At 44.6% G+C, this 26,187-nt stretch carries 21 protein-coding genes; 12 read left to right on the forward strand and 9 right to left on the reverse strand.

Translation table 11 applies throughout. The features are described from left to right. The first annotated feature begins 177 nt into the window (after nt 1-177). The 4 genes from AC27EZ_RS15760 (at nt 178) to AC27EZ_RS15775 (ending at nt 4,756) form a co-directional block, all read left to right on the forward strand. Nucleotides 178-444: a DUF4212 domain-containing protein gene (locus AC27EZ_RS15760; RefSeq protein ID WP_487136237.1), complete on the forward strand. Its 267-nt coding sequence runs from the start codon at nt 178-180 to the stop codon at nt 442-444. 4 nt (nt 445-448) lie between these two features. Beyond that, the gene (locus tag AC27EZ_RS15765) at nt 449-2,155 is read left to right on the forward strand and encodes a sodium:solute symporter family protein (protein WP_487136238.1); all 1,707 of its coding nucleotides are present in this window, start codon (nt 449-451) and stop codon (nt 2,153-2,155) included. Nucleotides 2,156-2,246: 91 nt separating this feature from the next. Then, nucleotides 2,247-4,076: a DUF294 nucleotidyltransferase-like domain-containing protein gene (locus AC27EZ_RS15770; protein ID WP_487136239.1), complete on the forward strand. Its 1,830-nt coding sequence runs from the start codon at nt 2,247-2,249 to the stop codon at nt 4,074-4,076. Between the two features lie 53 nt (nt 4,077-4,129). Next, on the forward strand, nt 4,130-4,756 hold the full coding sequence (locus tag AC27EZ_RS15775; protein WP_487136240.1) for a 3'-5' exonuclease: 627 nt from the start codon (nt 4,130-4,132) through the stop codon (nt 4,754-4,756). Nucleotides 4,757-4,797: 41 nt separating this feature from the next. Here the strand turns inward: AC27EZ_RS15775 and AC27EZ_RS15780 are convergent, their stop codons facing one another. Continuing rightward, entirely contained in the window at nt 4,798-5,766 is a 969-nt protein-coding gene (locus tag AC27EZ_RS15780; protein ID WP_487136241.1) for a GGDEF domain-containing response regulator, read from the reverse strand. 211 nt (nt 5,767-5,977) lie between these two features. Next, nucleotides 5,978-6,484 carry a fasciclin domain-containing protein gene (locus AC27EZ_RS15785; protein ID WP_487136242.1) on the reverse strand — a complete coding sequence of 169 codons (507 nt, stop codon included), beginning with the start codon at nt 6,482-6,484 and terminating at the stop codon, nt 5,978-5,980. Between the two features lie 204 nt (nt 6,485-6,688). On the opposite strand from AC27EZ_RS15785, the gene AC27EZ_RS15790 reads away from it, so the two are divergent. Then, nucleotides 6,689-7,849, forward strand: coding sequence for a tetratricopeptide repeat protein (locus AC27EZ_RS15790; RefSeq protein ID WP_487136243.1), 1,161 nt, complete (start codon nt 6,689-6,691; stop codon nt 7,847-7,849). A 67-nt stretch (nt 7,850-7,916) separates the two neighbouring features. Here the strand turns inward: AC27EZ_RS15790 and AC27EZ_RS15795 are convergent, their stop codons facing one another. The 5 genes from AC27EZ_RS15795 to AC27EZ_RS15815 all read right to left on the reverse strand — a co-directional run bounded on the left by AC27EZ_RS15795 (nt 7,917) and on the right by AC27EZ_RS15815 (nt 12,831). After that, nucleotides 7,917-8,756, reverse strand: coding sequence for a 2OG-Fe(II) oxygenase family protein (locus AC27EZ_RS15795; protein WP_487136244.1), 840 nt, complete (start codon nt 8,754-8,756; stop codon nt 7,917-7,919). A 167-nt stretch (nt 8,757-8,923) separates the two neighbouring features. Further along, a complete protein-coding gene (locus AC27EZ_RS15800) occupies nt 8,924-10,135 on the reverse strand; it encodes a NupC/NupG family nucleoside CNT transporter (protein WP_487136245.1) in 1,212 nt (403 codons plus the stop codon). Between the two features lie 12 nt (nt 10,136-10,147). Continuing rightward, a complete protein-coding gene (gene udk / locus AC27EZ_RS15805; RefSeq protein ID WP_487136246.1) occupies nt 10,148-10,771 on the reverse strand; it encodes a uridine kinase in 624 nt (207 codons plus the stop codon). Between the two features lie 253 nt (nt 10,772-11,024). Continuing rightward, complete coding sequence (locus AC27EZ_RS15810; protein ID WP_487136247.1) at nt 11,025-11,981, reverse strand: hypothetical protein; 957 nt, start codon at nt 11,979-11,981, stop codon at nt 11,025-11,027. Continuing rightward, nucleotides 11,968-12,831 (reverse strand): type 2 periplasmic-binding domain-containing protein, encoded by an 864-nt coding sequence (locus AC27EZ_RS15815; protein ID WP_487136248.1) that lies wholly within the window; start codon nt 12,829-12,831, stop codon nt 11,968-11,970. Before AC27EZ_RS15815 ends, AC27EZ_RS15810 begins: the two co-directional genes overlap by 14 nt. Nucleotides 12,832-13,252: 421 nt before the next feature. Here AC27EZ_RS15815 and AC27EZ_RS15820 point away from each other — a divergent pair, with 421 nt between their 5' ends. Both AC27EZ_RS15820 and AC27EZ_RS15825 read left to right on the forward strand, forming a co-directional pair. Then, entirely contained in the window at nt 13,253-16,396 is a 3,144-nt protein-coding gene (locus AC27EZ_RS15820) for a TonB-dependent receptor (protein ID WP_487136249.1), read from the forward strand. Nucleotides 16,397-16,582: 186 nt separating this feature from the next. Then, nucleotides 16,583-17,266, forward strand: a complete 684-nt coding sequence (locus AC27EZ_RS15825) for a type 1 glutamine amidotransferase domain-containing protein (protein ID WP_487136250.1) — start codon at nt 16,583-16,585, stop codon at nt 17,264-17,266. A gap of 77 nt (nt 17,267-17,343) precedes the next feature. On the opposite strand, the gene argR is transcribed toward AC27EZ_RS15825, so the two are convergent. After that, on the reverse strand, nt 17,344-17,808 hold the full coding sequence (gene argR / locus AC27EZ_RS15830; protein ID WP_421132504.1) for a transcriptional regulator ArgR: 465 nt from the start codon (nt 17,806-17,808) through the stop codon (nt 17,344-17,346). Nucleotides 17,809-18,032: 224 nt separating this feature from the next. Here argR and mdh point away from each other — a divergent pair, with 224 nt between their 5' ends. Then, on the forward strand, nt 18,033-18,971 hold the full coding sequence (gene mdh, locus AC27EZ_RS15835; RefSeq protein ID WP_487136251.1) for a malate dehydrogenase: 939 nt from the start codon (nt 18,033-18,035) through the stop codon (nt 18,969-18,971). 412 nt (nt 18,972-19,383) lie between these two features. On the opposite strand, the gene ppc is transcribed toward mdh, so the two are convergent. Beyond that, a complete protein-coding gene (ppc, locus tag AC27EZ_RS15840) occupies nt 19,384-22,005 on the reverse strand; it encodes a phosphoenolpyruvate carboxylase (protein WP_487136252.1) in 2,622 nt (873 codons plus the stop codon). Between the two features lie 233 nt (nt 22,006-22,238). Between ppc and bamJ the strand changes: the two genes are divergently transcribed. The 4 genes from bamJ (at nt 22,239) to AC27EZ_RS15860 (ending at nt 26,131) form a co-directional block, all read left to right on the forward strand. After that, a complete protein-coding gene (bamJ, locus tag AC27EZ_RS15845; RefSeq protein ID WP_487136253.1) occupies nt 22,239-22,859 on the forward strand; it encodes a BamJ family beta-barrel-assembly machinery protein in 621 nt (206 codons plus the stop codon). A 226-nt stretch (nt 22,860-23,085) separates the two neighbouring features. Next, nucleotides 23,086-23,631, forward strand: coding sequence for a TRAP transporter small permease subunit (locus tag AC27EZ_RS15850; protein ID WP_487136254.1), 546 nt, complete (start codon nt 23,086-23,088; stop codon nt 23,629-23,631). Beyond that, on the forward strand, nt 23,631-25,028 hold the full coding sequence (locus AC27EZ_RS15855; protein ID WP_487136255.1) for a TRAP transporter large permease: 1,398 nt from the start codon (nt 23,631-23,633) through the stop codon (nt 25,026-25,028). Before AC27EZ_RS15850 ends, AC27EZ_RS15855 begins: the two co-directional genes overlap by 1 nt. A 5-nt stretch (nt 25,029-25,033) precedes the next feature. Beyond that, complete coding sequence (locus AC27EZ_RS15860) at nt 25,034-26,131, forward strand: TRAP transporter substrate-binding protein (protein WP_487136256.1); 1,098 nt, start codon at nt 25,034-25,036, stop codon at nt 26,129-26,131. The last annotated feature ends 56 nt before the right edge of the window (nt 26,132-26,187 follow it).

Raw genomic sequence — 26,187 nt, forward strand, 5'->3', positions numbered from 1 at the left:
CATTTCTGAATTTTCTCGTCAGGTCTAGAGTAATACGCGAGCTCCTAAAATGCTTGACTTTGCTGTCCGTGATAACAAAAAAATTGTTTTCCACCGATGGCAATAACGTTATCAAAGCCGGGCGTTAGGAAAATGTAAAAAAACAACAACCGATTAACCTGACATGGGGACGGAATAATGGCTTTTAGAAATGATGATGACAAAAAAGCGTACTGGAAGGAGAACCTATCTCTCCTTTTTAAGCTTTTAGTCGTGTGGTTTATTATGTCGTTTGGTGCAGGCATATTATTTGTCGACGCACTGAATAACATCCAATTTTTTGGTTTTAAACTGGGCTTTTGGTTTGCGCAACAAGGTTCTATTTATGTGTTCGTGGCACTCATTTTTGTTTACATGGCAAAAATGAAAGACATGGATAAACGTTATGGCGTAGACGAGGAGTAATACCATGGACGTCCAAGCACTCACTTTTATTATTGTTGGCGGAACATTCGCCCTTTATATCGCTATTGCCATTTGGGCACGAGCAGGATCAACTAACGATTTTTACGTTGCAGGTGGTGGTGTACCTCCGCTGCTTAACGGTATGGCAACGGCGGCAGATTGGATGTCGGCAGCCTCATTCATTTCAATGGCTGGCCTTATCTCATTCATGGGTTATGACGGTGCTGTTTACCTAATGGGCTGGACGGGCGGTTATGTGTTACTTGCACTTTGCTTAGCGCCGTACTTACGTAAATTCGGTAAGTTCACCGTGCCTGATTTTATAGGCGACCGCTACTACTCTCAAACGGCAAGAACCGTTGCGGTATTCTGCGCTATATTTGTTTGTTTTACTTACGTAGCCGGTCAAATGCGCGGTGTTGGTGTGGTATTTAGTCGCTTCTTAGAAGTTGATATCGTCGCCGGTGTGGTGATTGGTATGGTAATTGTCTTCTTCTATACCGTATTGGGCGGAATGAAAGGCATTACGTACACGCAGGTTGCACAATTCTGTGTGATGATATTTGCTTATATTGTTCCTGCTGTATTTATTTCAATCATGGTGACAGGCCATATCCTTCCACAAACAGGCTTTGGCGCGACACTGGCTGATGGCTCGGGCATGCACCTATTGCAAAAGCTCGATAACCTGTCGATGGAACTCGGGTTCCATGAATATACGTCCGGTACTAAGAGTACCATTGATGTTTTCTTTATCACATTTGCCTTGATGGTAGGTACTGCGGGTCTTCCTCATGTTATTGTTCGCTTCTTCACTGTACCTAAAGTACATGATGCACGTAAGTCTGCGGGTTACGCGTTAGCGTTTATAGCTATTCTGTATACCACTGCGCCTTCACTTGCTGCGTTCGCTCGTGTGAACATGATTGAAACAATCAATGGGCCAGAGTTAACCGGAACAAGTTACGAGCAAGCTCCTGCTTGGATAAAGAACTGGGAAAGAACGGGTCTTATCGAGTTTAACGATAAGAACGGTGACGGCGTCATGTTCTATTCAGGTGATGAGCGTAACGAAATGAAAGTCGACCGCGATATTATGGTGTTAGCAAACCCAGAAATTGCGAACTTGCCAGCATGGGTTATTGCACTTGTAGCGGCCGGTGGGGTTGCAGCAGCGCTTTCTACATCGGCGGGCTTACTGTTGGTTATCTCTACGTCGGTGTCGCATGACTTGTTGAAGCGTAACTTTGCGCCCAATATCACTGACAAAGCCGAACTGTTCTATGCACGTCTTGCTGCGGGGGTGGCAATTGTTATTGCCGGTTACTTCGGTATTAATCCGCCCGGATTTGTCGCGCAGGTGGTCGCCTTTGCCTTCGGACTTGCAGCGTCCAGCTTCTTCCCTGCGATTATTATGGGTATCTTCAGCAAGCGCATGAATGATAAAGGGGCGATAGCAGGTATGATTGCAGGTATTGCATTTACTGCGGCCTACATTATTTACTTCAAGTTCGTGAACCCTGCAGCTAATACTCCTGAAAACTGGTGGTTCGGTATTTCACCGGAAGGTATTGGTACGCTTGGTATGATGGTGAATTTCTTAGTCGCGTTTATCGTGTTTAAAGCAACGGATGAAGCGCCAGAAGAAATTCAAGAGTTAGTAGAAAGCATTCGTTACCCTAAAGGGGCTGGTGAGGCGTCAGCACACTAAGCGATGAATGTGATTAGGCCAGATTTATCTGGCCCTTGTCTAAACCAATCACTTTCTTCGAAGTGATTGGTTTTTTTATTTTGGAGGCGTTATGACAGCCATTGCTAAACAAGTGTCAGATTTCTTGAAAACCTCTGCTCCTTTTGATGTCTTTCACGAGGATGTTTTAGCGCCTCTTATTCATCATGCCTCTCTTATTTATGTGACGAAAGATAACATTGAGACGGTGATAGGAGATGAACCCAGTTTATACTTGGTTCAAAGTGGTCAATTCTCGGTGGTTGACGAGCCAGGAGCGGTACGCCACGTTAGCGAGGGGGATTATTTTGGTTTCCCCAATATTTTAGACAATCAACGCCATTCTTTAACTGTAACGGTGGAAAGTGCGGGCTTAATCTTCTGTTTTCCTGAAGCGGCATGTCGTTCGTTGCTGGACAATACTGAAATACGCAGCTTTTTTGAAAATCTTAGAAATAACGCATTACAAAACAAGGCGATGAATGACTCCAACTCAATGTGGTTATACAAAGGGTTGAGGGATGTTATTGATAAAACACCAATAGGTGCCGATGTAGACACATCAATAAGAGACGCCGCTACCATTATGACGGACCAGCGGGTGTCATCATTATTGATCACAGAGCACTCGCAACTTGTCGGTATAGTGACTGACAGAGACTTACGCTCAAGAGTGGTGGCCAGTGGGTTAGATACAATGTGCTCGGTCCGTCAAATAATGACCGCAGCCCCGGCTAACATTACCAACGATAAAACATTATTTGACGCAATGTCGATGATGACCGAGCGTAATATACATCACTTACCTGTGATAGATAGGAAAACGCAAACGCCTGTAGGTATGCTCACTGCCAGTGATATCATCCGTCACCAACGAGGAAATGTCCTCTTTATCATAGGAGAGCTCTCTAAAGCTGAGAATCTCTATGATTTGACGCGATTGTCGTGGCAGCTTCCCCACTATTTTTCTTCGCATGCGAAACGTGCTGGTGATTACGATATTGCTGGAAAGGTATTATCGCAAGCAACGGATATTATGACCCGTAAGCTTATTGGCTTTTTTCAGCAAGATAATGGTAAAGCGCCCATGATGTTTGCGTGGCTAGTGTATGGTTCGCAAGCGCGTGAAGACCAAACCATGGGCTCTGATCAAGATAATGCATTACTTCTTGGCAATGACCCGAATGAAAAACAAGCTGACTACTTTGCTAACATGGCTGATTATGTGTGTAATGGGTTGGCAAAATGCGGCATTAAATTGTGCGATGGTAATATTATGGCTAGCAACCCCGCACTGCGCTTGTCCCTTTCTGGTGCTCTGGCTGAAGCTAAACGATGGGTCAATGCGCCTACCAAAGATGCCATCATGCACTTTAATATTTTTCTGGATACACGCTGCGCAGCAGGTGATCAATCGCTGTTTAATGAATTACAAACGCAACGAATACCGCTGCTGAAACAAAGCATGTTTCTCGCGGCGCTAGCGAGACACAGTAATGACGTCAGCGTGCCGTTATCAATGTTTCATAAATTTACTTACGAAAAGGGAAGAGCGCAGAAAGACACGATAGACTTAAAAGTGCGTGCAGTTGCCCTTATTAATAATATTGCTCGTATTTACGCGCTGGAAAGCGGTATTACTTTACCGAACACACTCGCCCGGCTAGCATCGCTCCCCGAAACGTCAGGGTTGTCACCTCGTGATGCAAATAACCTTCGTGATATTTGGTTGTTTCTCAATCGGTTGCGCTGGCGTCACCAGTTACAAAACAATGTTGCCGATAACTGTGTGTCTGTCTCTGAGTTGTCCTCAATCGAAAAACATCAATTAAAGGCCGCCTTCAAAGCAATAGACCGCGCTAATCAAGCTATGGTGATGAAGTTTTCAGGAGGCATGGCGTAGTGATGTTCTCTGGCCTAATGTCTTGGTTGCGTTCAAGTAAAGTGCCAACGCATATGGCATTTCATAATATGACACTCGCGTCTTTACCGTTACTCGCGATTGACCTAGAGCTAACATCGTTAGATGCGAAGCAAGCCGAAATTACATCGATAGGGTGGGTTGGAGGGAAAAACTTTTCAATTGATCTTAGCACCTGCCGCTATGAGGTGATTCACACCAACGCAGTACTGGGACAAAGCCCTGTGATACATGGTTTAACAAGTGATCTACTAGAAAAAGGGCAGCCGTTAAATGAGGTGATAAACACGCTGTACCCTTTACTAAAACACCATGTATTGGTATTCCATAATGCAACACTTGACCTTGCCGCACTGAACAAAGCCGTCATGCAATGTGGTTTACCGAGTGTGAGCGTAACCTTTATTGATACCCTTCAATTAGCGGTTTACCAGCTTAAAAAACAGCATCAGGTTTTACCTAATAATAGTGCTACATTGACGGTGTGTAGACAGCGTTTAGGGCTACCGGTAGCACCTGAACATAATGCACTAGACGATGCGTTAGCGACGCTTCAACTACTACTTGCGCAATATACGCAATTTGGAATGACAAGTAGCAGTAAATTGGGAGAAATGAAGCATACGCACGCTGTAGGACGGAAAACGTTAGGACGAATGTAATGAGGACGTCATTGTATTCACGTCACAATGGAATATTAAATCTAGCGACTAAGCGCCTTTATTTTTGAATGCATATTGTGGTGTTTGTTAGAGTTTGGAAAAAAACAATGCCTGCCGGCATTTTTGGCTTCGTATAGATACTTATCTGCCTCTAAAAGCATTTGATCTATTTCAACTTTTTCAGCTATGGGTTTAGTACAGATGCCTGCACTTACCGTCACACGTTGATATTGAGAGTGTTGATGTTTGATGTTTAAGTTGAACACATCGTCGAGTATGCGCTCTGCAACAATTGCTGCGCCTTTCTCATCCGTATTAGGAAGTACCACAAGAAATTCTTCCCCTCCCATACGAATAAGCTTATCGAAAGGCCGCAATAAGCCTTCTCTCATGCTGTGGCAAACGGCCTTTAAGCACTCATCGCCTTCAAGATGACCATAGGTATCATTGAATGGTTTAAAATTATCTATATCCACCATAATGATTGAGAACGGTAAGTGATTACGGCTTGCATCTTTAAAAAGCTTAGGAAGGTAATCATCTAAGTAGTGTCGATTGTAGGCACTGGTTAATTTGTCGATGTAAATTAGCGATTCTAACGTTTCGCTTTTTAGTTTGTTGATGAGCTGTGAGCGCACTCTGTTCGTCAGAGTACACGCGCTGATGGGCTTGGTTACGAAATCAACACAACCTGAGTCCCAGCATTTGCTTTGTTCTTCATCGTTGTTTGAAGACGTGACGAACATAATGGGCGGGCAATTTCGTTCTGACTCGTGCAAGAGCGTGCTGGTTTCATGACCGTCTAAATCAGGCATCATGACATCCATGATGATTAAATCGGGAGTATATTGTTTACAATACGCAATGGCCTCTTGCCCAGAGCTTGCCACATCGCAACGAGCAATGTCTTGCAATAAAGTTTTTATTACAAGCCGACTGCTCTCTTGATCATCAACGATGAGTATACTGCAATCGGCGAGCTTTTTACCGTTTATACTAGTAGGTATCACATTAAGCCTAAAACTAAAAAGACTGCCTTGTTAAGAATAGTCGGGACTACAAATAAGCGCCATTGGATTTAAGTCTAAACTCGACTTCTGTGAATATAACAAGTCCCAAAAGCAATAGCCAACACAAAAAATAAGAGGGGTAGAAAAGCGCCGGTACGTAAGAAATATCCTTCTTCGGCGCTTTGAATACTATATCTAAACTACACGTTGTTTACAGTGCTTTTGCAACGTCAGCAGGTAGCAATACCGTGTCGATAACGTGGATGACACCGTTACTGGTTTCAACATCAGCTTTGATAACATTGGCGTTATTTATCATGACTTTACCCATGCCAGCGTTAATCGCCACTGTGCTGCCTTCAACCGTTGTCGCAGAAGAAAGCGCCATCACGTCTTTTGCACTAACGTTACCCGCCACAACATGGTAGGTAAGAACTTTGGTAAGTATCGCCTTATTCTCTGGCATAAGAAGCATTTCTACGGTGCCTTCAGGCAAGGCGGCGAACGCTTTATTTGTTGGTGCAAACACTGTAAAAGGCCCATCTCCTTTGAGGGTGTCAACTAAATCCGCTGCTTTCACGGCAGCGACTAACGTTGAGAACATTTCTTTACTTGCGGCGGTGTCAACAATATCTGCGTGCTCGTGCATTTTGTGATGTCCAGCTGTGGCCGTGAAGCTAAACAAACACACCAGCGCGACCGAAATAATTTTACGCATAATCTTTTCCTTTTTTGCATTGATAATAATGGATGTTGATTCGCAAATGATTACGCGGGACCTTTGGGTTTCGATGATTAAGTTTTAGTAATGGCATTTTGTGATCTGGAAAATTAATATGTCGCCACCTAACTTATTGTTAATAAAATGTGAATTGTCCCTTCTTGCGCTATAATATTAGTGGTGGTGTAGTAGGGGTAGTTCATGTATAAATCGGCGATTGGTGTAGTTTTCATGTGTTGTCTATTGGGTTGCCAAGCGACACCACCTCGCTATGAAGCGACTGAACGGGCTATATTTAATGATTCCCTCTTTCCTAACTATCAGGCATTTCCTTTAGAAAATGAGGACACTATTTTTGCCCTTAACGACGATGCAAAAGCGTTCGTCGACGGCATTTTTAGGCCTCTTGAAAACCGCGAAAGAAACATCAACACGTTGGTTTCCGCTATCTTCGATCATTCGCAAATGGGCATGCTCTATCGAAGCGGTGCGAACTCAATAGCAAGTACCACGTTCGACAATCGCACAGCGAACTGTCTGTCGCTTTCTATTATGACGTACGCATTAGCGGAATATGCAGGTTACGATGCGACGTTCTACTCGGTTGAGATCCCAGAATATTGGACCCGCAGAGCTGGGTTTAGTTTTTTAAACGGCCACGTCAATTTAAGAGTATCAGTAAAAGATGATCCGTTCGTCACGTTTATCGGCCCGAGAAACGTTGATGTCGATTTTGACCCTCAAATGATCAGAAGTCATTTCCCTCGCAATGTGGTGAGCAAAAAAAACATCATAGCGATGTTCTATAACAATAAGGGGGCTGAAGCGCTTATTGCAAACAGCTATAGTCGAGCCTACCGTTATTTTAAAGCCGCGGCACAGTTAGCTCCTGAAGTGCAGGAAAGTTGGGTTAACCTAGGTGTGCTATATCGTATGGTTGACGCCTATGAGATGTCTGAAGTGGCTTATCAATATGCCATCGCCAATGATGATAACAACCTCACAGCATGGGAGAATTTAGCCATTCTTTATAATTATCAAGGAAGGAAAGAGGCGTCAAAAGAAATTTTCGATATGGTTGAGCTACGCAGAAGCTCAAACCCTTTTTATCATTTTATTTTGGGGGAGCAAGCGTTTGACAAAGGAAAGTTCGATGATGCAATTCGCTTCTATCATAAGGCTCGAAAACTTGATAGCGCGCGTCATGAGTTTGCGTTTGGTCTGGCTAAAGCGTATTTAGAGGTTGGGGATGTGTCCAACGCGCAGGACTATCTAACATTAGCTAAACGTTTGGCGACAGATGAACAAGAGAAAGAACGATACCAGTCTAAACTGACTACGTTAGCCGGGCTATCAGAGTGATTGGGAAGAGCTAAAAAAAAGCCACGGACAAGCCGTGGCAAAATAACACTACAAAAAGGAACTTAATTTATATAACGCCCAGCTCACGAAGGCGTTCTTGCAGATATGACCCTGCAGTATGACGTTCCGATAGAACAACATCTGGTCGAGGGTGTAAGAATAGCGGTAGCGATATACGTGATTTTGTCATATCGGCGCCGTCTGGATTCACAACCCTATGGCTTGTCGATGGAAAGTACTGCCCCGATGCTTCTTGAAGCATATCGCCAATGTTTACGATTAAGTTGCCGAAATCACATGGCACATCGAGCCAGCTACCATCTTTTGCTTTAACTTGTAGCCCCGGTTCATTTGCCGCAGGTAGAATCGTAATTAGGTTTATATCTTCATGCGCAGCGGCACGAATGGCATCAACCTCTTCATTACCATCTAATGGCGGATAATGGAGAATACGAAGTAGCGTTTGATCAGAGTCTTTGATCATGTCACCCAACGGCTGACTATACTTGCTACTCACTTCTACCGGAGAATACTTCTCAATCCATCCCAGTAGCTCTGTCGCTAGCGCATTGGCTTCGCCATAATACTGGGAAATCTGTGGGAGTAATGCTTCAGGGCATTGTCCCCACGGATAATAATGAAAATACTCTTTTATGTCTTTTTTCGTAAAACCTTTCGCTACCTCAGAAACACTCTGAGGGAAAAATCCGTCTTGCTTACCTTTGTTATAAAGGTAATCGTTCTTCTGTTCACTATCGAAGAAACCCTGCCAATTGTCATAAATGCCTTGGACCAAAGACTGCTGAATAGGGTGGTTCTTGAGAACACCAAATCCAGTTTCCCGAAGTGATTTAACAAATTCTTCTTGTGCGTTTTCAGCTTGGTAATCAACAGCAACTAATTGCATAACGTTATCCCGTATATTTTGATTGCGGCATTATAAAGGTAGACGGGCTACAGAAAAAAGACGCAGGCGTTGATTCAGATCAACGCCTGCGAAGAATGTGCGTAATTTACATAAACCTGACTGTTTAGTCTAGTAAAAACTTGACCAAATAGTCTGTCTAAAAAACTTTAACCGAGAGAAAGGAAAATGCCAGCCAGTGCAGCACTCATTAAATTAGATAAGGTTGCAGCAATAACCGCCTTTAATCCCAGTCGCGCAATTTCTTTTCTGCGTGTTGGTGCCATAGCACCAATTCCGCCCATCAAAATAGCGATAGAAGAGAAGTTTGCAAAACCACATAATGCAAAGGTGATAATGGCCTGAGAGGCTTGAGACAGCTGATCTTGGTTTTCTAAAAAGCTGAGGTAAGCGACAAACTCGTTAACCACCATCTTTTGTCCAATAAAGCTACCAGCAAGTTGTGCTTCTTCCCATGGTACGCCGATTGCCCATGCTAGTGGCTGAAGAACAAACCCCAGGATCCCTTCAAAAGTCACGTTTTCATAGCCAAATAGCCCCGCTGTCCAGCCAATGAGGCCGTTGAACATGGCAATAAGTGCTATGAAAGCGAGTAGCATTGCACCTACGTTTAACGCAAGCTGCATGCCCGATGCTGCACCACTAGCAGCAGCATCAAATACGTTGGCGTAGCCTGCGCTGTCTGCATCTACGTCGTGTAAATCTTCATTTGGTTTAGTCGTTTCAGGCAAAATAATCTTCGCCATCAATAATCCGCCAGGAGCCGCCATAAAGCTCGCGGCCAGTAAGTATTTAAGTTCTACGCCCATACCTGCGTAGCCGGCCATAACAGAGCCCGCGATTGATGCTAAACCACCCACCATAATGGCAAACAGCTCAGAACGAGTCATGTGTGGAATAAAGGGGCGAACGACCAGAGGCGCCTCGGTTTGACCGACAAAGATATTGGCCGCTGAAGACATTGACTCAGGTTGACTGGTGCCTAATAGCTTTTGCAGAAGACCACCAATAATTTTTATAACAATGCCCATCACCTTAAGGTGATAAAGCACCGCAATGAGTGCGGAGAAGAAAACGATAACGGGAAGTACGTTAACCGCAAAAATAAAGCCAAGAGAATTGTTGCTGAGGGGACCGAATAAAAAGCTTATTCCGTCTTGGCTGTAACCAATGATATTGCCAACAAATTCTGTTGCTTTTAGGAGGAACTCCTTGCCGGGTTCGGAATATAGGACAAACGCACCCACAGAGGCTTGAATGGCGAAAGCGCCACCAACTGTGCGCCAGTTGATGTTGCGCCTCGCCGACGACATCGCTAATGCAATACCTATTAGGAGCGCAACGCCCAGTAAACCTACCATAATGTTATTCCCTTAAAGAAGCGCTTGCTGAATGTGTGATTTGATCACATCTAGTGCAATTTGATTTTTTCCACCCTGCGTTACTACTACGTCGGCAGTAAAGCGGCTTGGCTCAATAAACTGGTGGTACATGGGCTTAACCGTTTCTTCGTATTGTTTTGCAACCGACTCAATTGAACGACCGCGTTCTTTAATATCACGCATCATTCTGCGCATCAGGCAGATATCAAGTGGCGTATCGACAAAGATTTTTACATCATATAACGGTAACAGCTCTGGACGGGCCAAAAGCATGATGCCTTCAAGAATAATGACAGGTGCAGGGTTTAACCGTTCTGTCTCTGGTAAACGCGTGTGCGTTTTAAAACAGTAGTGGGGGTAGTCAATAGGTTGGCCTTCCCGTAAGGCGCGCAAATGGGCCTTTAGCAATTCGTGTTCAAATGCATTGGGATGGTCGTAATTGTTCTTTTCACGCGCTTCCATGGGTAGATGGTCTTGGGCACGATAGTAATGGTCTTCACGAAGCACTTGTACAGGGCGACCTTGTGCAGAGAAACCATTGAACAGATTTTCGGTAAACAATGACTTTCCAGAGCCTGACGCTCCAGATATGGCAATAATTAAAGGCGATTGCATAATAGTATAAAGCTGATTTTATTGGTGCAAAGATACGCGTTTAGCCTCAATGAATCAATGATATATTAATCTCAAAGTGCTTTTTGGATCGTTCTTTGCTAGAACTTTGGCGTATTTTCAATGCATTGCGAGCAATATCGCACATTGTGAAAAACCCGCCAAATGGTCAAATTTTAAAGCGGTGCATTTTCACACTGCTCGAAATGTATGCAGATAGCGATGAAAAGCGCATTTCTATGCAGTAGCTTACGGATTAGTTGCCGATAATTTCTATGTCGTCATAAGTTATATGAGTAAGCGCGTAAGAATGTTGTTTGGAACGAGAACCCTCACCCTGTGCGCGAGGCGGGTAATAACATTCTTTCTCGGTAATAAATTCAGAAAACACCTCGTCAAGAGACGCACGTATTTCACTCAACGTTTTGTCAAGATTAGCATTGAAATCTGGGCGTTTACGTTTGGTGTGACCTAACTCAATTAGCCTTGAAAAACTTTTATTTGCGAGATTAACCAGCTCATGCGGCACATCTTTGTGCGGTTGTAATGGCTCGCCTGGGTTTTCAATACAAAACTTGACCAAAGCGGAATAAAAACACAACGGTTTGTTTTGCAATACTACGACTGTGTCGTTTACACCGTTACTTAAGGTTTTATCCTCAAGATTGATAATCAGTTTTGGCTTTGGTGGCAGTATTTCTTCTAATACGGTATGAGAACGCGTTGGCTTACGTGAATGTACGGCAAATACGGGTAGCACAAGTAATGACGCTATTAATGCTAGTGCACTGAACCCTAGCGTGAAAAAGGGTGAACGCGTAACGAAATTTAGCGAAATAGTTTGCTCTGCATTTTGAAGCGCAATCGAGTATGTGTGTGTTAGTCCATCAAGTGTATCAGGTTTTGCCTTGACGCCTTGAATGTTGGAAACACGAACAGGAAGCCCCAGTTGGCGCAATTCATCATTTATTTCGAACAAGTAACGAACCACAGCGTATTGGTTAACAGGGGTACTTAATGTTTCATTGCCCACGTCTAAAAATGCGCTATCTAAGCTAATCCGACGCTCTACCTTGTCGATGGCACTGTGAATAGTGGCTTGTGCCCCTAAAAACTGCCCAACAAACGCAAGAAATTGGAACGATAAGAAAAGCAGTAACCCGTTTAAGAATATGGCGAGCTTTGACTTCATATGAATGCTAGGAAAGGTCATCAGCACACCCCGATTCTAGAATAATCGTTTTATAATAAGGCCGTGGATGGGACATTGCTATTTCGTGAACGATGCTTTGCATCGCACAATATAGGTCTGTATTCCTCGTTTGCATCTTCAAATACCACTGCATACCACTAACACTGTCCATAAGTGGGGCAATATAGTTTTCGGAGAAGTTTTCACCGTCTTCTTCAGCCCAATATGAAGATATTATATCAACGTCTCCGGCTAGCAATTTGCTTCGCAGTTCTTTATGCGTACTGTAATAAGTAATGTCTACTGTTGCGTCGGTTAACCCTAAGTCTTGAAGTATAGTTTTAGGAATAATGTGGCCTGAACGACTACTCGGGTAGTCAAGCAACCCGATTCGCTTGCCGAGCAGATATTCTTTTTCTAATTTAGGCTTTTCCCGTAGGGCAATAAAGTACGCGCTGTAATTTGGGTGCGACGCAATACTTGTCAGGCCATAGATTTGGTCGGCGCCAAATGCGCTTACGACGTTACTTTTCACCATAGCAAGATCGGCGACACCATGGTTGATATATCGAAACGTATCATAATCGCTCTGGCCGATAATCACCTTTACCTCGCCATACTGGCGCTTAATGATTTTATTATCGCAGAGTCTGTCAATCGCCATCTGCGCCATTGTGGCGTCTGTTACATAAACAGAGAACACGTCGGTGTTTCCCGATAATGCCGTTGCACAGGTTAAATGCTGTCCAGTCTTGGGCGGTAAACTCTCAAATTCAACGGCGTGAAAAAAATAGCTCGCCACGCCGCTTGCTAGCGCCGCTAGAGTGAATAATAGCCACCTTCCGGTGGCGATAATTCTGAATCTCGTCAAAAAAACGACCAAATGAATTAATGATTTGTGGGGTGATTTCATCAGTTAATGTTATTTATTGCAATAGGTAAGTTTATTTTAAAGTGCTAAGTGGCTGTTTATTTTGTATTTTTTATAAATCAGTTTGATTTTTATTAAACGCTGTTTATTAGTTGCACGTGTGTCAAGAATAGGCTGGTCTAATAAGTACCGGTAGCCGACAATAATAACAAGTAAATTAACTTGACCAGTTGGTCAAGTTTTTTATTCAAAATTGGCTACTACGTAAACATTAGCTACAATGAAATTTCTCATACTGTAATAAAAATGACATAAAGCTCATTGACAATTCGTGCAGTCATGAAATGAAGTATCAGAGGTTGTGTTAGAAACATATTTCTTCCACGCCGAAAGAATTCTAAACAATAAGGGAAACACACACATGAACACATCAGCAAAGTTCAGCCGCATCGCTGCTGCTGTCGCGCTGTCAATAGGTCTGTCTACCACAGCAATGGCGCAAGAAACGTCATCTGCAATGGAAGGTCGTATTCTTACACCTACTGGCACACCTGCTGCGGGCACTTCAGTTACTGTAATTCACGAACCGACAGGTACGGCACGTGAAGTTGTTGTTGGAGCAAACGGTACGTTCAACTTACGTGGTCTTCGCGTTGGTGGTCCATACCGCATCGTTGTAGATTCAGACCAGTTCCAAGATACAACAGTAAATGACGTATTTATCAACCTTGGTGAAGCATACGGCGTTAACCTTACTCTTGAAGATGCAAGCGATATCGAAGTTATTTCGGTTAGCGGAAGCTCGTTGTCTTCAACAGCATTCGGTGCAACTGGCCCTCAAACTGTTTTCAACCTTGAAGCACTAGAAAATACACCAGCTATCAACCGTAGCATCGGTGACATCGTGCGTGTTGACCCTCGAGTATTCGTTGATGAAAGCTTCAACGACTCAATCAGCTGTGGTGGCGCAAGCCCACGTAACAACAGCTTGACCCTAGATGGTATTCGTATGAATGACAACTTCGGTCTAAATAGCAACGGCTTCCCTACAGAGCGTATGCCTTTCTCTTATGACGCTATTCAACAGGTTGCAGTAGAACTTGCACCATTTGACGTTGAATACGGTGGCTTTACTGCGTGTAACATCAACGCGGTAACCAAGTCTGGTACTAACGAAATTCACGGTGGCGTATTCTTCGATTACACGAGCGATTCATACCGTGGCGACGAGACTGTTAGCCAAGAGCGTGATAACGGTGACTACACTGAAAAGCGTTATGGCTTCAATGTTGGTCTTCCACTAATTAAAGATTCACTTTTCCTTTTCGCGGCATACGAGAAGTTAGAAGGTGTTCAGCTTTATGATTACAACGCACTAGGCAACCGTGTAACGCAAGGCGAAATCGACCAGATTTCTGAAGTAGCACAACGCGTATACGGTTATGACGTTGGTGGTACGCCAGGTTCTGCACCAGTTGAAGATGAAAAGCTTCTTGTTAAATTGGATTGGAACATCAACGCTGATCACCGTGCATCACTTGTTTATAACTGGAACGATGGTTTCAGCGTAAGCCAGTCTGACGGCGGTTCTTCGCGTCTTTCTCTTAGCAACCACTTCTACGAGCGTGGCGCTGAGCTAACAACAGTTGTTGGTTCATTATACTCAAACTGGTCTGACGATTTCACAACTGAACTTCGCATCGGTCACACTGACCTAGATAACCGTCAGCAATCTCTTGACGCTGATTCTGGTTTTGCTGAAGCACAAATTCGTACTGATAGCGGCGGCACGGTATACATTGGTCCAGATGATTCACGCCAATCAAACGACCTAAACTACGAAGTGTTCAACTTTAAACTTGCTGGTACTTATTTCTTGGGTGACCACGAAATTACAGCTGGTGTTGAATATGAAGAAACTGACGTATTTAACTTGTTCATGCAGCACACTGTGGGCGAATACCGCTTCAACAGCATTTCTGATTTCGAGCAAGGCCTAGTAAACCGTATTTACTACAACAACTCAGCCGGTACTAATAACCCAGCTGACGCAGGTGCTTCATTTGCATTTGACGTAACTACATTCTACGTTCAGGACGAATTCTACTTAACTGACGACCTTAAGATCATGGCGGGCTTACGTTATGACACTTACGGTTCTGACGACAGACCAACGCTAAACCAAAACTTTACTGATCGTTATGGTTTTGCTAACACTGCTAACGTAGACGGTATTGACCTTCTTCAGCCGCGTTTCGGTTTCACATACACTATCAACGAAGACTTAGAACTTCGTGGTGGCTTGGGTCTATACTCAGGCGGTAACCCGAACGTTTGGATTTCAAACGCATACTCTAACGACGGTGTAACAAACATCGGTGTGCGCGAATTCAACATTCCAGGCTTCACAGCAGGTACTACGTCATTGTTCGACCTAGCACTTACTGGCGAAGGCAACCCTATCTACAACGTACCTCAAGCATTGTTTGACGAAGTTGCGGGTACAAGCCTAACTGATGGCGATGGAAACACTAACGCAACGGCACCTGACTTTGAAATTCCGTCAGAGTGGAAGTATGCGTTCGGTGCAACTTATATTGCCCCAGGTGAGTATGTTATTAACGCTGACGTGATCTATACAGATCGCCAAGATTCTGCAATCGTTCGTGATGCGAACATTGTAGATAACGGTGCAACATTGTTTGACGGCCGTACGGCTTATGACATTCTTAACCCACGTCGCGAAACGTCTGACTTCATCCTAGGTAATGTTACTCAAGGTGATGGTAGCTCGGTTGTATTCTCTGTTGGTGTGAGTAAAGATTGGGATAATGGCTTTGATGCTGCGCTATCTTATGCTTATGTTGATGCAGAAGATGCTAACCCAATGACAAGTGCGGTAGCGTTCTCTAACTACGCGAACTTCGCGACTAGCGATCCTAACAACCCAACACCTGCTACATCTGACTATGCTGTTGGCAACCGTTTTAACTTCTCACTAGGTTACACTGCTGAGTTCTTTGACGGCTACCAAACACGTTTCAACTTGTTTGCAACAGCTAACGAAGGTAAGCCTTACTCGTATGTATTCAGCACAGACCGTGACTTAGCTGACCCGTTCCCATGGGATGGTATCGACGGTCGTCAACTTGTTTACATTCCTGAAGTAAACGATCCAAACGTTGTTTTCGCTGACGAGTCAACTGAAACTGCATTTAACCGTTGGGTAGATGCAAACGGTTTTGAGCGTGGCGAAATCCTTGCGCGTAACAGCGAAAGTGCTGATTGGTGGTTTAAAGCTGACGTACGTATCTCTCAAGAGCTACCAGGCTTCTACGAAGGTCATAGCGCTAGCGCGTTCTTTGTAATCGAGAACTTAACTAACTTAATCAACGACCAATGGGGTGACTTCCGTCAAGGCTCATTCGGTGGTGATGAAGTTATTACTGCAAGCGTAAATGACGCAGGTCAGTTCGTTTACAGTGACTTCTCTCGACCTGAGCAGAGCTTAGTACGCGGTCCTTCATTATGGGAAATCCGTGTAGGTATTAACTACCGCTTCTAAGCGTAGTTAGCTACACGAAACATAGCGTAATATAATAAATGCCACTTCCCGAAAGGGAGGTGGCATTTTTTTTGACCTTTATTAAATTACGTCCCCGTTTTTATTTAACTTCATGACTTTCTGATCTTATTCCCTGTTTCACACGAACCCATTAACACTACTAGCAATAAATCCAAGGAGGATAAAATGTCTAAGCGTATGTTAATGGTAATGACATCACACGAGATTATGGGCAACACGGGAAACAAAACAGGTATGTGGCTAGAAGAGTTTGCTGCACCGTATTACGCGTTCAAAGATGCAGGTTATACAATAACACTAGCATCGACGATGGGCGGCCAAGTACCTATTGACCCCAACAGCCTCACTGATGACGCGATGACCGAAGACGCGAAGCGTTACAGTAAGGACGAAGTTGCACGCAGTGCTGTCTCATCGACTATTCCGCTTGAAGACGTCCGCGAAGAAGAATTTGACGCAGTGTTCTATCCCGGAGGCCATGGCCCGCTGTGGGACTTGTCAGACAATGCGCATTCTATTGCACTGATTGAGGCAATGATTGCGGCCAACAAACCTGTTGGTGCGGTATGTCACGCGCCCATTGTGCTTAAAGACGTAAAGCTACCAAATGGCGAACATCTGGTGAAAGGAAAGTCGGTAACGGGGTTTTCTAACAGCGAAGAAGCAGCAATGGAACTTACGAAAGTTGTGCCATATCTTGTCGAAGATGAATTGGTAAAAAAGGGCGGAAATTATGAAAGCGCCGACGACTTCGCGGTAAAAGTATGTAGCGATGGGTTATTAGTGACGGGACAAAACCCACCATCGTCAAAACCTGCCGCTGATGCACTTATTAAATTGCTAGCGTAAACCTGGTGTTTAATGACAAAAAAGCCGCATTCAATGCGGCTTTTTTTATTTGTATGACAAGTCCTAAATAGCGTTGATTAAACGTTTTCGAACAGGTCTTCAACACGCTGTCGTAGTTCTTCGATATTTGATACATCAGCAGGGGCAATAAATATTGTGTCATCGCCTGCTATTGTACCTAATACGCCGTCTTTCTTACTCAGTGAATCGAGTAAACGAGCAATCAGCTGAGCAGCACCGGGGCTTGTTCTTATGATTACCATCACATTATTGTGAACAATGTCGAGAACCAACTGCTTAAGAGGGCTCTTCGCGGTGGGCATGCCTAGCTCTGGTGGCAAACAATACACCATGTCGCCCCGCGCGTTTCGCGTGCGCACTGCGCCGAACTTACTTAGCATTCGTGATATTTTAGACTGGCTAATGTTGTCAAAACCTTGCGTTTTTAGCGCTTCAACAATTTCGCCTTGTGAACCATAGCTTTCTGCTTTGAGTATTTCTTTAAAAGCTTTAATGAGTTGTTCTTGTTTTACGTTTGCCATTAGCGCTCTTTTTCTATTGTTAGGGTATAATAGTAAGCAGTGTAAATGCTGTCTTTTAGAAGACTTTACGCATTTTGCTTGCATAAACATTCATTATAATGAATATCGTGTAAAAATCATCATAAATAACGTCAATAAGACTATCCGGTGATTGAGTTTTCCCACGCGTTGCATTAGTGTGACGTTCCGTTTAAATACGTGAGTAATCCCATAGGAGAAATGGTATGAAAGTAGCCGTGTTAGGTGCTGCAGGTGGTATTGGTCAAGCGCTGTCTTTGTTGTTGAAAACACAATTGCCAGCAGGTTCAGAATTAGCGCTTTATGATGTAGCGCCAGTTGTTCCAGGTGTTGCTGTTGATTTGAGCCACATCCCCACTGCGGTAAAAGTAACCGGTCACGGTAAAGATGACCTTGCTGATGCATTAACAGGATGTGACGTTGTTCTTATTCCTGCTGGTGTACCGCGTAAGCCAGGTATGGATCGTTCAGATCTATTCAACATCAACGCAGGTATTGTTAAAAACCTAATCGAAGGTGTTGCTGACAATTGCCCTGATGCGTGTGTTGGAATCATCACCAACCCAGTTAATACTACTGTTGCTATCGCTGCAGAAACGCTAAAAGCAAAAGGCGTTTACAATAAAAACAAACTTTTCGGTGTGACAACGCTTGACGTAATCCGCGCTGAAACCTTTGTTGCCGAACTTAAGGGTGTAGATGTATCTTCTGTGCACGTACCGGTAATCGGTGGTCACTCTGGTACGACTATTCTTCCTCTTCTTTCACAAGTTGAAGGTGTTGAGTTTACTGACGAAGAAGTCGCAAGCCTGACTACTCGTATCCAAAACGCGGGTACTGAAGTTGTTGAAGCGAAAGCTGGCGGCGGCTCTGCAACTCTTTCTATGGGTCAAGCAGCTGCACGTTTCTGTCTATCTTTAGTTGCAGCAATGCAAGGCGAGAACGTGGTTGAGTACACTTACGTACAAACTGACGACAGCGACGACGCTGCATTCTTCGCACACCCAGTTCGCCTTGGCGCAAACGGTGTTGAAGAAATCTTGCCATACGGTGAGCTAAGCGCATTTGAAGAAAAAGCGAAAAACGACATGCTTGAAGGCCTACGTGGCGACATCAAGCTAGGTGTTGATTTCGTAAACGGCTAATTAGGCTGTTGGCGGGTGCATTGCACCCGCTGAATAAAGGCTGGATACGTAAGGCCATTACAGACACGCCGAGACTCCATCTATGGAGACTTGGCTGCAGCATCACTGCCGCAGACAGTCTGTACGACCTTACGTATCCAGCCTTTTTTTTGTTACATCCATATACGCTTTGCCACGGCACCCTTGTGCGCTAGTGAAAGAGAGAACGCCTGTTACTATAGGCTTAACAATATAGTGAGTAATACTAGATGGTAACTGTCCCTAGAGAGTGGATTAACAGCGTTGCGAACAAAACAGTCGGTTAAAAGCGTGCCACTTTAATAGGCAGATGGCCTAATAGAGCGGTTGCGAAAATGGGGTATAAAAAAACCCGCGTTGAACGCGGGTCTTTGTTTACACTAACAATGGTTTATTAGCCCGTGTTACGCATACCGGTTGCAATACCCGTGATGGTTACCATCATAGCACGCTCTAAGCTTGTGTTCTGTGCATCGTCACCGGCTTTACGGATACGGTCAAGAAGTTCAATCTGAAGATAGTGAAGGGGCTGCAGGTACGCTGCGCGTATCTCCATCGACTCTCTACCTTGCGGGTCGTTCTTCATAATGTCGTCGTCACCAGTAATAGCAAGTAGCGATGAAATACTTTCTTTAAGCTCGCTACGAAGTGCTTCACCGAAGTGTTTAAGCTCTTTAGGTACAAGGCGCTCGTCGTAGGCTTCACTGATGCGCGGGTCAGCCTTGTGAAACACCATGTCTAGCATTGATAGACGAGAGCGGTAGAACGGCCATTCACTGAACATTTCGTTAACTACTTTTTCGTTTTCCGGCGTTTTCACGCTGTCTATCGCGCGCATTACTCCTAACCAACTTGGCAGTACTAGGCGCGTTTGTGCCCATGCGAAAATCCATGGAATCGCACGTAAACTTTCAATACCACCTTGTGGTTTACGCTTCGCAGGACGGCTACCTAGTGGCAGTTTGCCCAATTCTTGCTCTGGCGTAGCAACGCGGAAATAAGGTACAAACTCTTCATCGTGGCGCACGGTAGCACGATAGTTATCGCGTCCTTGGCCCGCCATAGTGGTGATAAGTTCTCGCCACTCTTGTTTTGGTGCTGGCGGTGGGAACAACATGGCTTCAATAATAGCACTGGCATAAATACCCAAACTGCGTTTCGCTAATTTCGGCATACCGAACTTATAGCGAATAGTTTCACCTTGTTCTGTGACACGGAACCCACCTTCTAACGAACCAGGAGGCTGTGAGTAGATAGCTGCGTGTGCAGGTAAGCCACCACGACCGATTGTACCGCCCCGGCCGTGGAAAAGGGTTAGCGATACATCGTATTCTTCTGCGATCGCAACCAATGCCTCTTGCGATTGGTATTGTGCCCAGCCAGCTGCTAGTGCGCCTGCATCTTTCGCAGAGTCAGAATAGCCAATCATGACGAATTGACGGCCTTTCACATAACCACGATACCAGTCGATAGAGAGTAACTTACGCATTACGTCTGGTGAGTTATTTAAATCGTCTAGCGTTTCAAAAAGCGGTGCTACTGGCATAGGCCAATCAACACCACTTTCTTTCAATAATAACTGAACGGCCAATACATCAGATGGCTCACTTGCCATTGAGATAATATAAATGCCAAAGCCATGTTTACTGTGTTTGGCAACTACCTTACACGTATTAAGTACTTCTTTTACATCGTCTGATGCATCCCATTGCGCAGGGAAAAGCGGACGTTTTGAGCCCAGCTCCCGAAGCAAGAATGCTTGTTTATCCGCTTCGCTCCACTGAGCGTAGTCGCCCAAGCCTAAATAACGAGTCAGTTCGCTAAACACATCAGAGTGGCGTTCAGAGTCTTGGCGTACGTCTAATCGAAGAAGATGAATACCGAATACATTAGCGCGACGAATGGTGTCAAGTAACAAGCCGTTCGCGACAACCTGCATACCACAATCGATAAGTGATTGATGGCATAGCAACAGTGCATCAATTAGTTCTTCGTTGCTTTCTATCCAGTTTGAAGTGTCAGGGCTGTTACCTGCTAAATAGTCGGCAATGCCATCTCGCGTTGCAACAAAACGTTCCACCAACGGACGCAACAGTGCACGGTACGGTTCATTTGCATCACCTACTTTTTCGCGAAGGGCGTCGTTACAATCGTACATTGACAGCTCTACTTGAAGGCGGTCTAGGTCGATAGCGAATAACTTAGCGGCACGTTTACGCGCAAGCAATAGTACTTGTTCGGTTACTGTTGACGTTACGAACGGATTACCATCGCGATCGCCGCCCATCCAAGAGCTAAATTGTACTGGTGATGCATCAAGTGGAAGCGAGATGTCGTAATCTTGGTTTAAACGGCCATCAAGTTCTCTTAGAAAATCCGGTACTGCTTCCCACAACGAGTTTTCTATTACTGAGAATCCCCAGCGTGCTTCATCAACCGGAGTAGGGCGCACTGAACGAATTTCTTCTGTGTGCCATGCCTGCGCAATAAGGTCGGCAATGCGTGTTTCCACTTTCATGCGCTCAACATCGTTAAGTGATTCTTGATGCACCGACTGAAGGCAGTTAGCAAGCTCTTTATGCTTGTGGATCAGCGTACGTCGCGTAACTTCTGTTGGGTGAGCGGTAAGAACAAGATCAATATTTAGTTTACCTACGGCTTCTTGTACTTTCTCGGCAGTAAGTTCAGCTTTGTCTAAATGTTCAAAGAGCGTATCAATTGACGCGTCGACATTCATTGCGCTGGTATATTCTTGCTCGGCAATATTGCCTAAATTTAGAAATTGAGCAAAAGCACGACCTACGGTAAGCAAGTCGTCGTCCGACATTGTTTTGAAAGTTTCTTTCAGTTCTTCACTGCAAGAGATATCGCCTTGATACGACGCGCGGCCGTCTTTTCTGATTTTTTCAATCTTTTCTAGCCATTCATCACCCAATTGGTTTTGAATAGTTTCACCAAGGGTCTTTCCAAGGTACCGGACGGTATCTTTTAGTTCAGCATCGTGATGTGTTTGCATGCTATCCTCCTAAATATATGGCCTTAACCATACTGCGTCATGAGCAGCTTGTCTAACCACTTTCAGTTATAATTTACAATAATTTGGTACTTTAAGGGCCTGTCGACCATTGCGCAAAGCAAGATTTTTTCTGGTGTGATACACTCCTGCACCGGAAAATGCAGAAACAAAATCGAAAAATGCGATTTGTTTGAAATTTGTACTGCATTTGTAATTTACTTTCAGGAGTTCTTGTGACTGATACATTCAATACGGTAGAAACCCAAGCGAGTTACGGCATTGGTTTTCAAATGGGTCAACAACTACAATCAAATCCTTTTGATGGATTAGCCATTGATGCGGTAGTTGCCGGTTTAAAAGATGCGTTTTCAGGTTCTGCACCTCAAGTGGATAACGACACACTTCGCGATGCATTTGGTGAGATCCATAACCGTATGCAAGCTGAAAAAGAAGAAGCAAGCAAAGCGGTTATCGAAGAAGGTAAGGTATTCCTTGAAGATAACGCAAAGCGTGACGAAGTAAGCGTAACTGAGTCTGGCTTACAATATGAAGTACTTGCAGAAGGTGACGGTGAAACGCCTGTTCCTGCTAGCACAGTGCGTGTTCATTACCACGGTACATTGATTAATGGCACAACGTTTGACAGCTCTTACGAGCGCGGACAGCCAGCTGAGTTCCCAGTTGGTGGCGTTATCAAAGGTTGGACTGAAGCGCTTCAGCTTATGAAAGTTGGTGGTAAATTGCGTATATACGTACCACATGACCTTGCATACGGCGAACAGGGTGCAGGCGCGGCCATTGCTCCTTACAGCACGCTAATTTTCGATGTTGAATTGCTAGATATACTGGGTTAATTCATCGTCATGCAAGTAAGCAGGGTTACCTGCTTACTTGTTTTATTTGTCGTCTTCTCTCGCATCATTACCTGCTTTCATGGCTTCTCGCCTCATTAAAACAATAAATGTTATCTTGTTTCTTCAACTCACTAATTTTTTGCGCAAAGCATTGGCAAACAAATAGAAACTCATTACTCTAGCGTTATGTAAAAAAACTGTTAAGTAAAGTGGGTGGATCGTCAGTATGGCGCTTGCCAGTAGTAATGAATCTCCAACATCAATGCATCAGATGCCGCTTTCGGTTATTGATAAGTGCAACGCGTTCATCTTTGGTGTAGTCAGTACGGCTACACTACTGATGGTTATCGTGACTTTTTCTATTGTTGTGCTGCGCTATGGGTTTAATAGCGGCTGGATAGCACTTCAAGAGTCGGTAATGTATCTCCACAGTATAGTGTTTATGTTGGGTATGGCCTACACGCTGCGCGCGGACGGACACGTAAGGGTTGATGTGTTGTACCGAAACTGGTCGGTTGCTCGAAAAGCGTGGGTGAACGTGGCGGGTACAGTGCTGTTTCTTATGCCGTTGACCATCGTTGTCATTATTTACAGTTTCTCTTACGTAAGCGAGTCATGGCGTTTGCTTGAAGGGTCAAAAGAGGCCGGTGGACTTCCATTAGTGTTCATTCTTAAATCACTGATTATTGTTATGTCGGTGCAACTGCTGCTACAAGGTGTATCTGATATCGTGCGCAACCTGCATACCATTAAGCACGGAGCGCAGCGCTAATGGAATGGATGGCAATTGTTCTTTTCCTATGTGTGTGTGGCGCACTCATGTTTGGTTTCCCAGTGGCATTCACCTTAGCGGGTACATCGTTGATTTTTGCAGGAATAGGCTATGTTGTCGGTGCATTTGACCCCAGCTATCTTAATGCGTTACCCAGTCGCTTTTACGGTATTCTTACTAATCAAACCCTGATTGCTGTCCCGCTCTTTGTTTTTATGGGGGTGGTGCTAGAAAAGTCGAAAGTAGCTGAGAACCTGCTGCTTGCCATGTCGTCGTTAATGGGGCGATACCAGTCAGGAATGGCCGTATCAGTAGTTATAGTGGGCATGTTATTGGCGGCAAGCACCGGCATTGTGGGCGCTACCGTGGTGACAATGGGGCTATTGTCTTTACCCGCGATGCTCAATCGTGGTTATAGCCCTTCATTTGCCACTGGCACTATTTGCGCCACGGGGACACTTGGGCAAATCATTCCGCCTTCCATCGCTCTCGTATTGCTTGGCGATGTACTATCAAGTGCTTACCAAAAAGCGCAGTTATCGATGGGGATTTTCTCTCCTGACTCGGTATCTGTTGGCGATTTGTTTGTCGGGGCACTACTTCCAGGCCTACTACTTGTTGTGCTTTATCTTATCTACGTTGTCTTCCTTAGTAATATTTCAAATATGAAAGGAGTGAGCACTCACTCTGATATACAGGCTGCTCTTTCTGAAGAAAATAAGGGGGATACGCCGTCGTTACTGCATGCTCTTGTTCCGCCGCTTGTACTCATTTTACTGGTATTAGGGTCGATACTTAGTGGGTATGCAACACCCACGGAAGCGGCCGGTGTCGGTGCGATGGGCGCTGTAGTTTTAGCGCTTACGCAGCGTAAACTTACAAAGCTCGTACTAAAAAGTGCCATGCAAGATACGACGAAAATTACATGTATGGTCTTTATGATCCTTATAGGCGCGTCGGTATTTTCCTTGGTGTTTCGAGGGTTTGGCGGAGAGCATCTTGTTCAAGAATTTCTGACTAATCTACCCGGTGGCGTGATTGGCGCTATGGTCTTGGTCATGCTACTAGTCTTCGTGCTCGGCTTTATTTTGGATTTTATCGAAATAACGTTTGTTGTCGTTCCCATTGTTGCGCCTATTTTGTTAGCGATGGGGCTAGACCCCGTGTGGCTAGGCATTATGTTAGCCGTAAACCTTCAAACGTCTTTCCTAACGCCGCCCTTTGGCTTTGCACTATTCTATTTACGAGGTGTTGCTCCTCCTGAGGTGAAAACGTCGGATATTTACCGTGGGGTGGTGCCATTTATTGCTATACAGCTATTATTATTATTAGCCCTTGCCATATGGCCAGAACTCGCCACATGGTTGCCAGATATTGTATATAACCCATCGAGATAACCATTATGAAAATAACAAAAGCACTGCTGTCATTGGCCAGTGTCCTTGCTTTGACTGCACTAAGCGGATGTTCAGAAAAAGAAACGGTCTCTACTTCTGCTGTAGAGCCGGCAAAAACCTATGAATGGAAGATGGTGACAGCCTGGCCGAAAAACTTCCCGGGCCTCGGCAGAGGGCCTGAAACATTTGCTCAATATGTAGAAGAAATGTCAGGTGGGCGTTTAAAGGTATCGGTATATGGGGCGGGTGAATTAGTTCCTGGGTTTGAAGTATTCGACGCGGTTGCGCAAGGCACGGCGCAAATGGGTCATGCGGGATCATACTACTGGAAAGGGAAAATTCCGGCTGCACCTATATTTTCTGCCATTCCCTTTGGGATGACAGCGAATGAAATGAATGCATGGTTACATTATGGTGGCGGTCTAGAATTATGGCAGGAGCTGTATAAGCCGTTTGGTGTTATTCCTTTTGCTGGCGGTAGCACCGGAGTGCAAATGGCGGGCTGGTTTAAAAAAGAAATCAATAGCCTTGATGATTTCGCCGGCATTAACATGCGCATCCCAGGGCTTGGTGGAGAAGTATTTAAAGAAGTGGGCGGCGTGCCTGTGACCCTCACTGGCGGCGAAATATTTGTATCGCTACAAACAGGGGCTATTGATGCGACTGAATGGGTGGGGCCATACAACGACTTAGCGTTTGGCTTACATAGAGCGGCGGAGTATTACTATCACTCAGGTTGGCACGAGCCGGGTACTATGCTTGAATTCATTGTCAATGAAGAAGCCTTTGATACCTTACCTAGCGACTTGCAATCTATTGTGCGTATTGCCATTCGCGCGGTAAACCAAGACATGCTTGATGAATACACGGCACGCAATAACAGCGCCATGCAATCACTCATTAACGAACACGGCGTAAAAGTGAAACCGTTGCCTGATGATGTAATGAAAGCGCTGAAGCAAGCCACCAAAAAAGTGATGACGCGCCTTTCCGAAGAAGACGCGGACTTCGCAAGAATCTACAGCAACTACCAAGCTTTTTATAAAGATGTAGCGGCCTATCACAAACTTGCAGACCAAGAATATTATAAAAACCGCGAATAACGTATTTTAATACCCACCGTAAAAAGGGCTTACATCAGTAGGATGTAAGCCCTTTT

This window comes from Alteromonas sp. 4NH20-0056, from assembly GCF_057539655.1.

What these genes read in the sequence shown, in the direction of transcription:
- AC27EZ_RS15760 (WP_487136237.1), top strand. Translation starts at nt 178, where the DNA reads ATGGCTTTTAGAAATGATGATGACAAAAAAGCGTACTGGAAGGAGAAC.
- AC27EZ_RS15765 (WP_487136238.1), top strand. Translation starts at nt 449, where the DNA reads ATGGACGTCCAAGCACTCACTTTTATTATTGTTGGCGGAACATTCGCC.
- AC27EZ_RS15770 (WP_487136239.1), top strand. Translation starts at nt 2,247, where the DNA reads ATGACAGCCATTGCTAAACAAGTGTCAGATTTCTTGAAAACCTCTGCT.
- AC27EZ_RS15775 (WP_487136240.1), top strand. Translation starts at nt 4,130, where the DNA reads ATGGCATTTCATAATATGACACTCGCGTCTTTACCGTTACTCGCGATT.
- AC27EZ_RS15785 (WP_487136242.1), bottom strand. Translation starts at nt 6,484, where the DNA reads ATGCGTAAAATTATTTCGGTCGCGCTGGTGTGTTTGTTTAGCTTCACG.
- AC27EZ_RS15790 (WP_487136243.1), top strand. Translation starts at nt 6,689, where the DNA reads ATGTATAAATCGGCGATTGGTGTAGTTTTCATGTGTTGTCTATTGGGT.
- AC27EZ_RS15795 (WP_487136244.1), bottom strand. Translation starts at nt 8,756, where the DNA reads ATGCAATTAGTTGCTGTTGATTACCAAGCTGAAAACGCACAAGAAGAA.
- AC27EZ_RS15800 (WP_487136245.1), bottom strand. Translation starts at nt 10,135, where the DNA reads ATGGTAGGTTTACTGGGCGTTGCGCTCCTAATAGGTATTGCATTAGCG.
- udk (WP_487136246.1), bottom strand. Translation starts at nt 10,771, where the DNA reads ATGCAATCGCCTTTAATTATTGCCATATCTGGAGCGTCAGGCTCTGGA.
- AC27EZ_RS15810 (WP_487136247.1), bottom strand. Translation starts at nt 11,981, where the DNA reads ATGACCTTTCCTAGCATTCATATGAAGTCAAAGCTCGCCATATTCTTA.
- AC27EZ_RS15820 (WP_487136249.1), top strand. Translation starts at nt 13,253, where the DNA reads ATGAACACATCAGCAAAGTTCAGCCGCATCGCTGCTGCTGTCGCGCTG.
- AC27EZ_RS15825 (WP_487136250.1), top strand. Translation starts at nt 16,583, where the DNA reads ATGTCTAAGCGTATGTTAATGGTAATGACATCACACGAGATTATGGGC.
- argR (WP_421132504.1), bottom strand. Translation starts at nt 17,808, where the DNA reads ATGGCAAACGTAAAACAAGAACAACTCATTAAAGCTTTTAAAGAAATA.
- mdh (WP_487136251.1), top strand. Translation starts at nt 18,033, where the DNA reads ATGAAAGTAGCCGTGTTAGGTGCTGCAGGTGGTATTGGTCAAGCGCTG.
- ppc (WP_487136252.1), bottom strand. Translation starts at nt 22,005, where the DNA reads ATGCAAACACATCACGATGCTGAACTAAAAGATACCGTCCGGTACCTT.
- AC27EZ_RS15850 (WP_487136254.1), top strand. Translation starts at nt 23,086, where the DNA reads ATGGCGCTTGCCAGTAGTAATGAATCTCCAACATCAATGCATCAGATG.
- AC27EZ_RS15855 (WP_487136255.1), top strand. Translation starts at nt 23,631, where the DNA reads ATGGAATGGATGGCAATTGTTCTTTTCCTATGTGTGTGTGGCGCACTC.
- AC27EZ_RS15860 (WP_487136256.1), top strand. Translation starts at nt 25,034, where the DNA reads ATGAAAATAACAAAAGCACTGCTGTCATTGGCCAGTGTCCTTGCTTTG.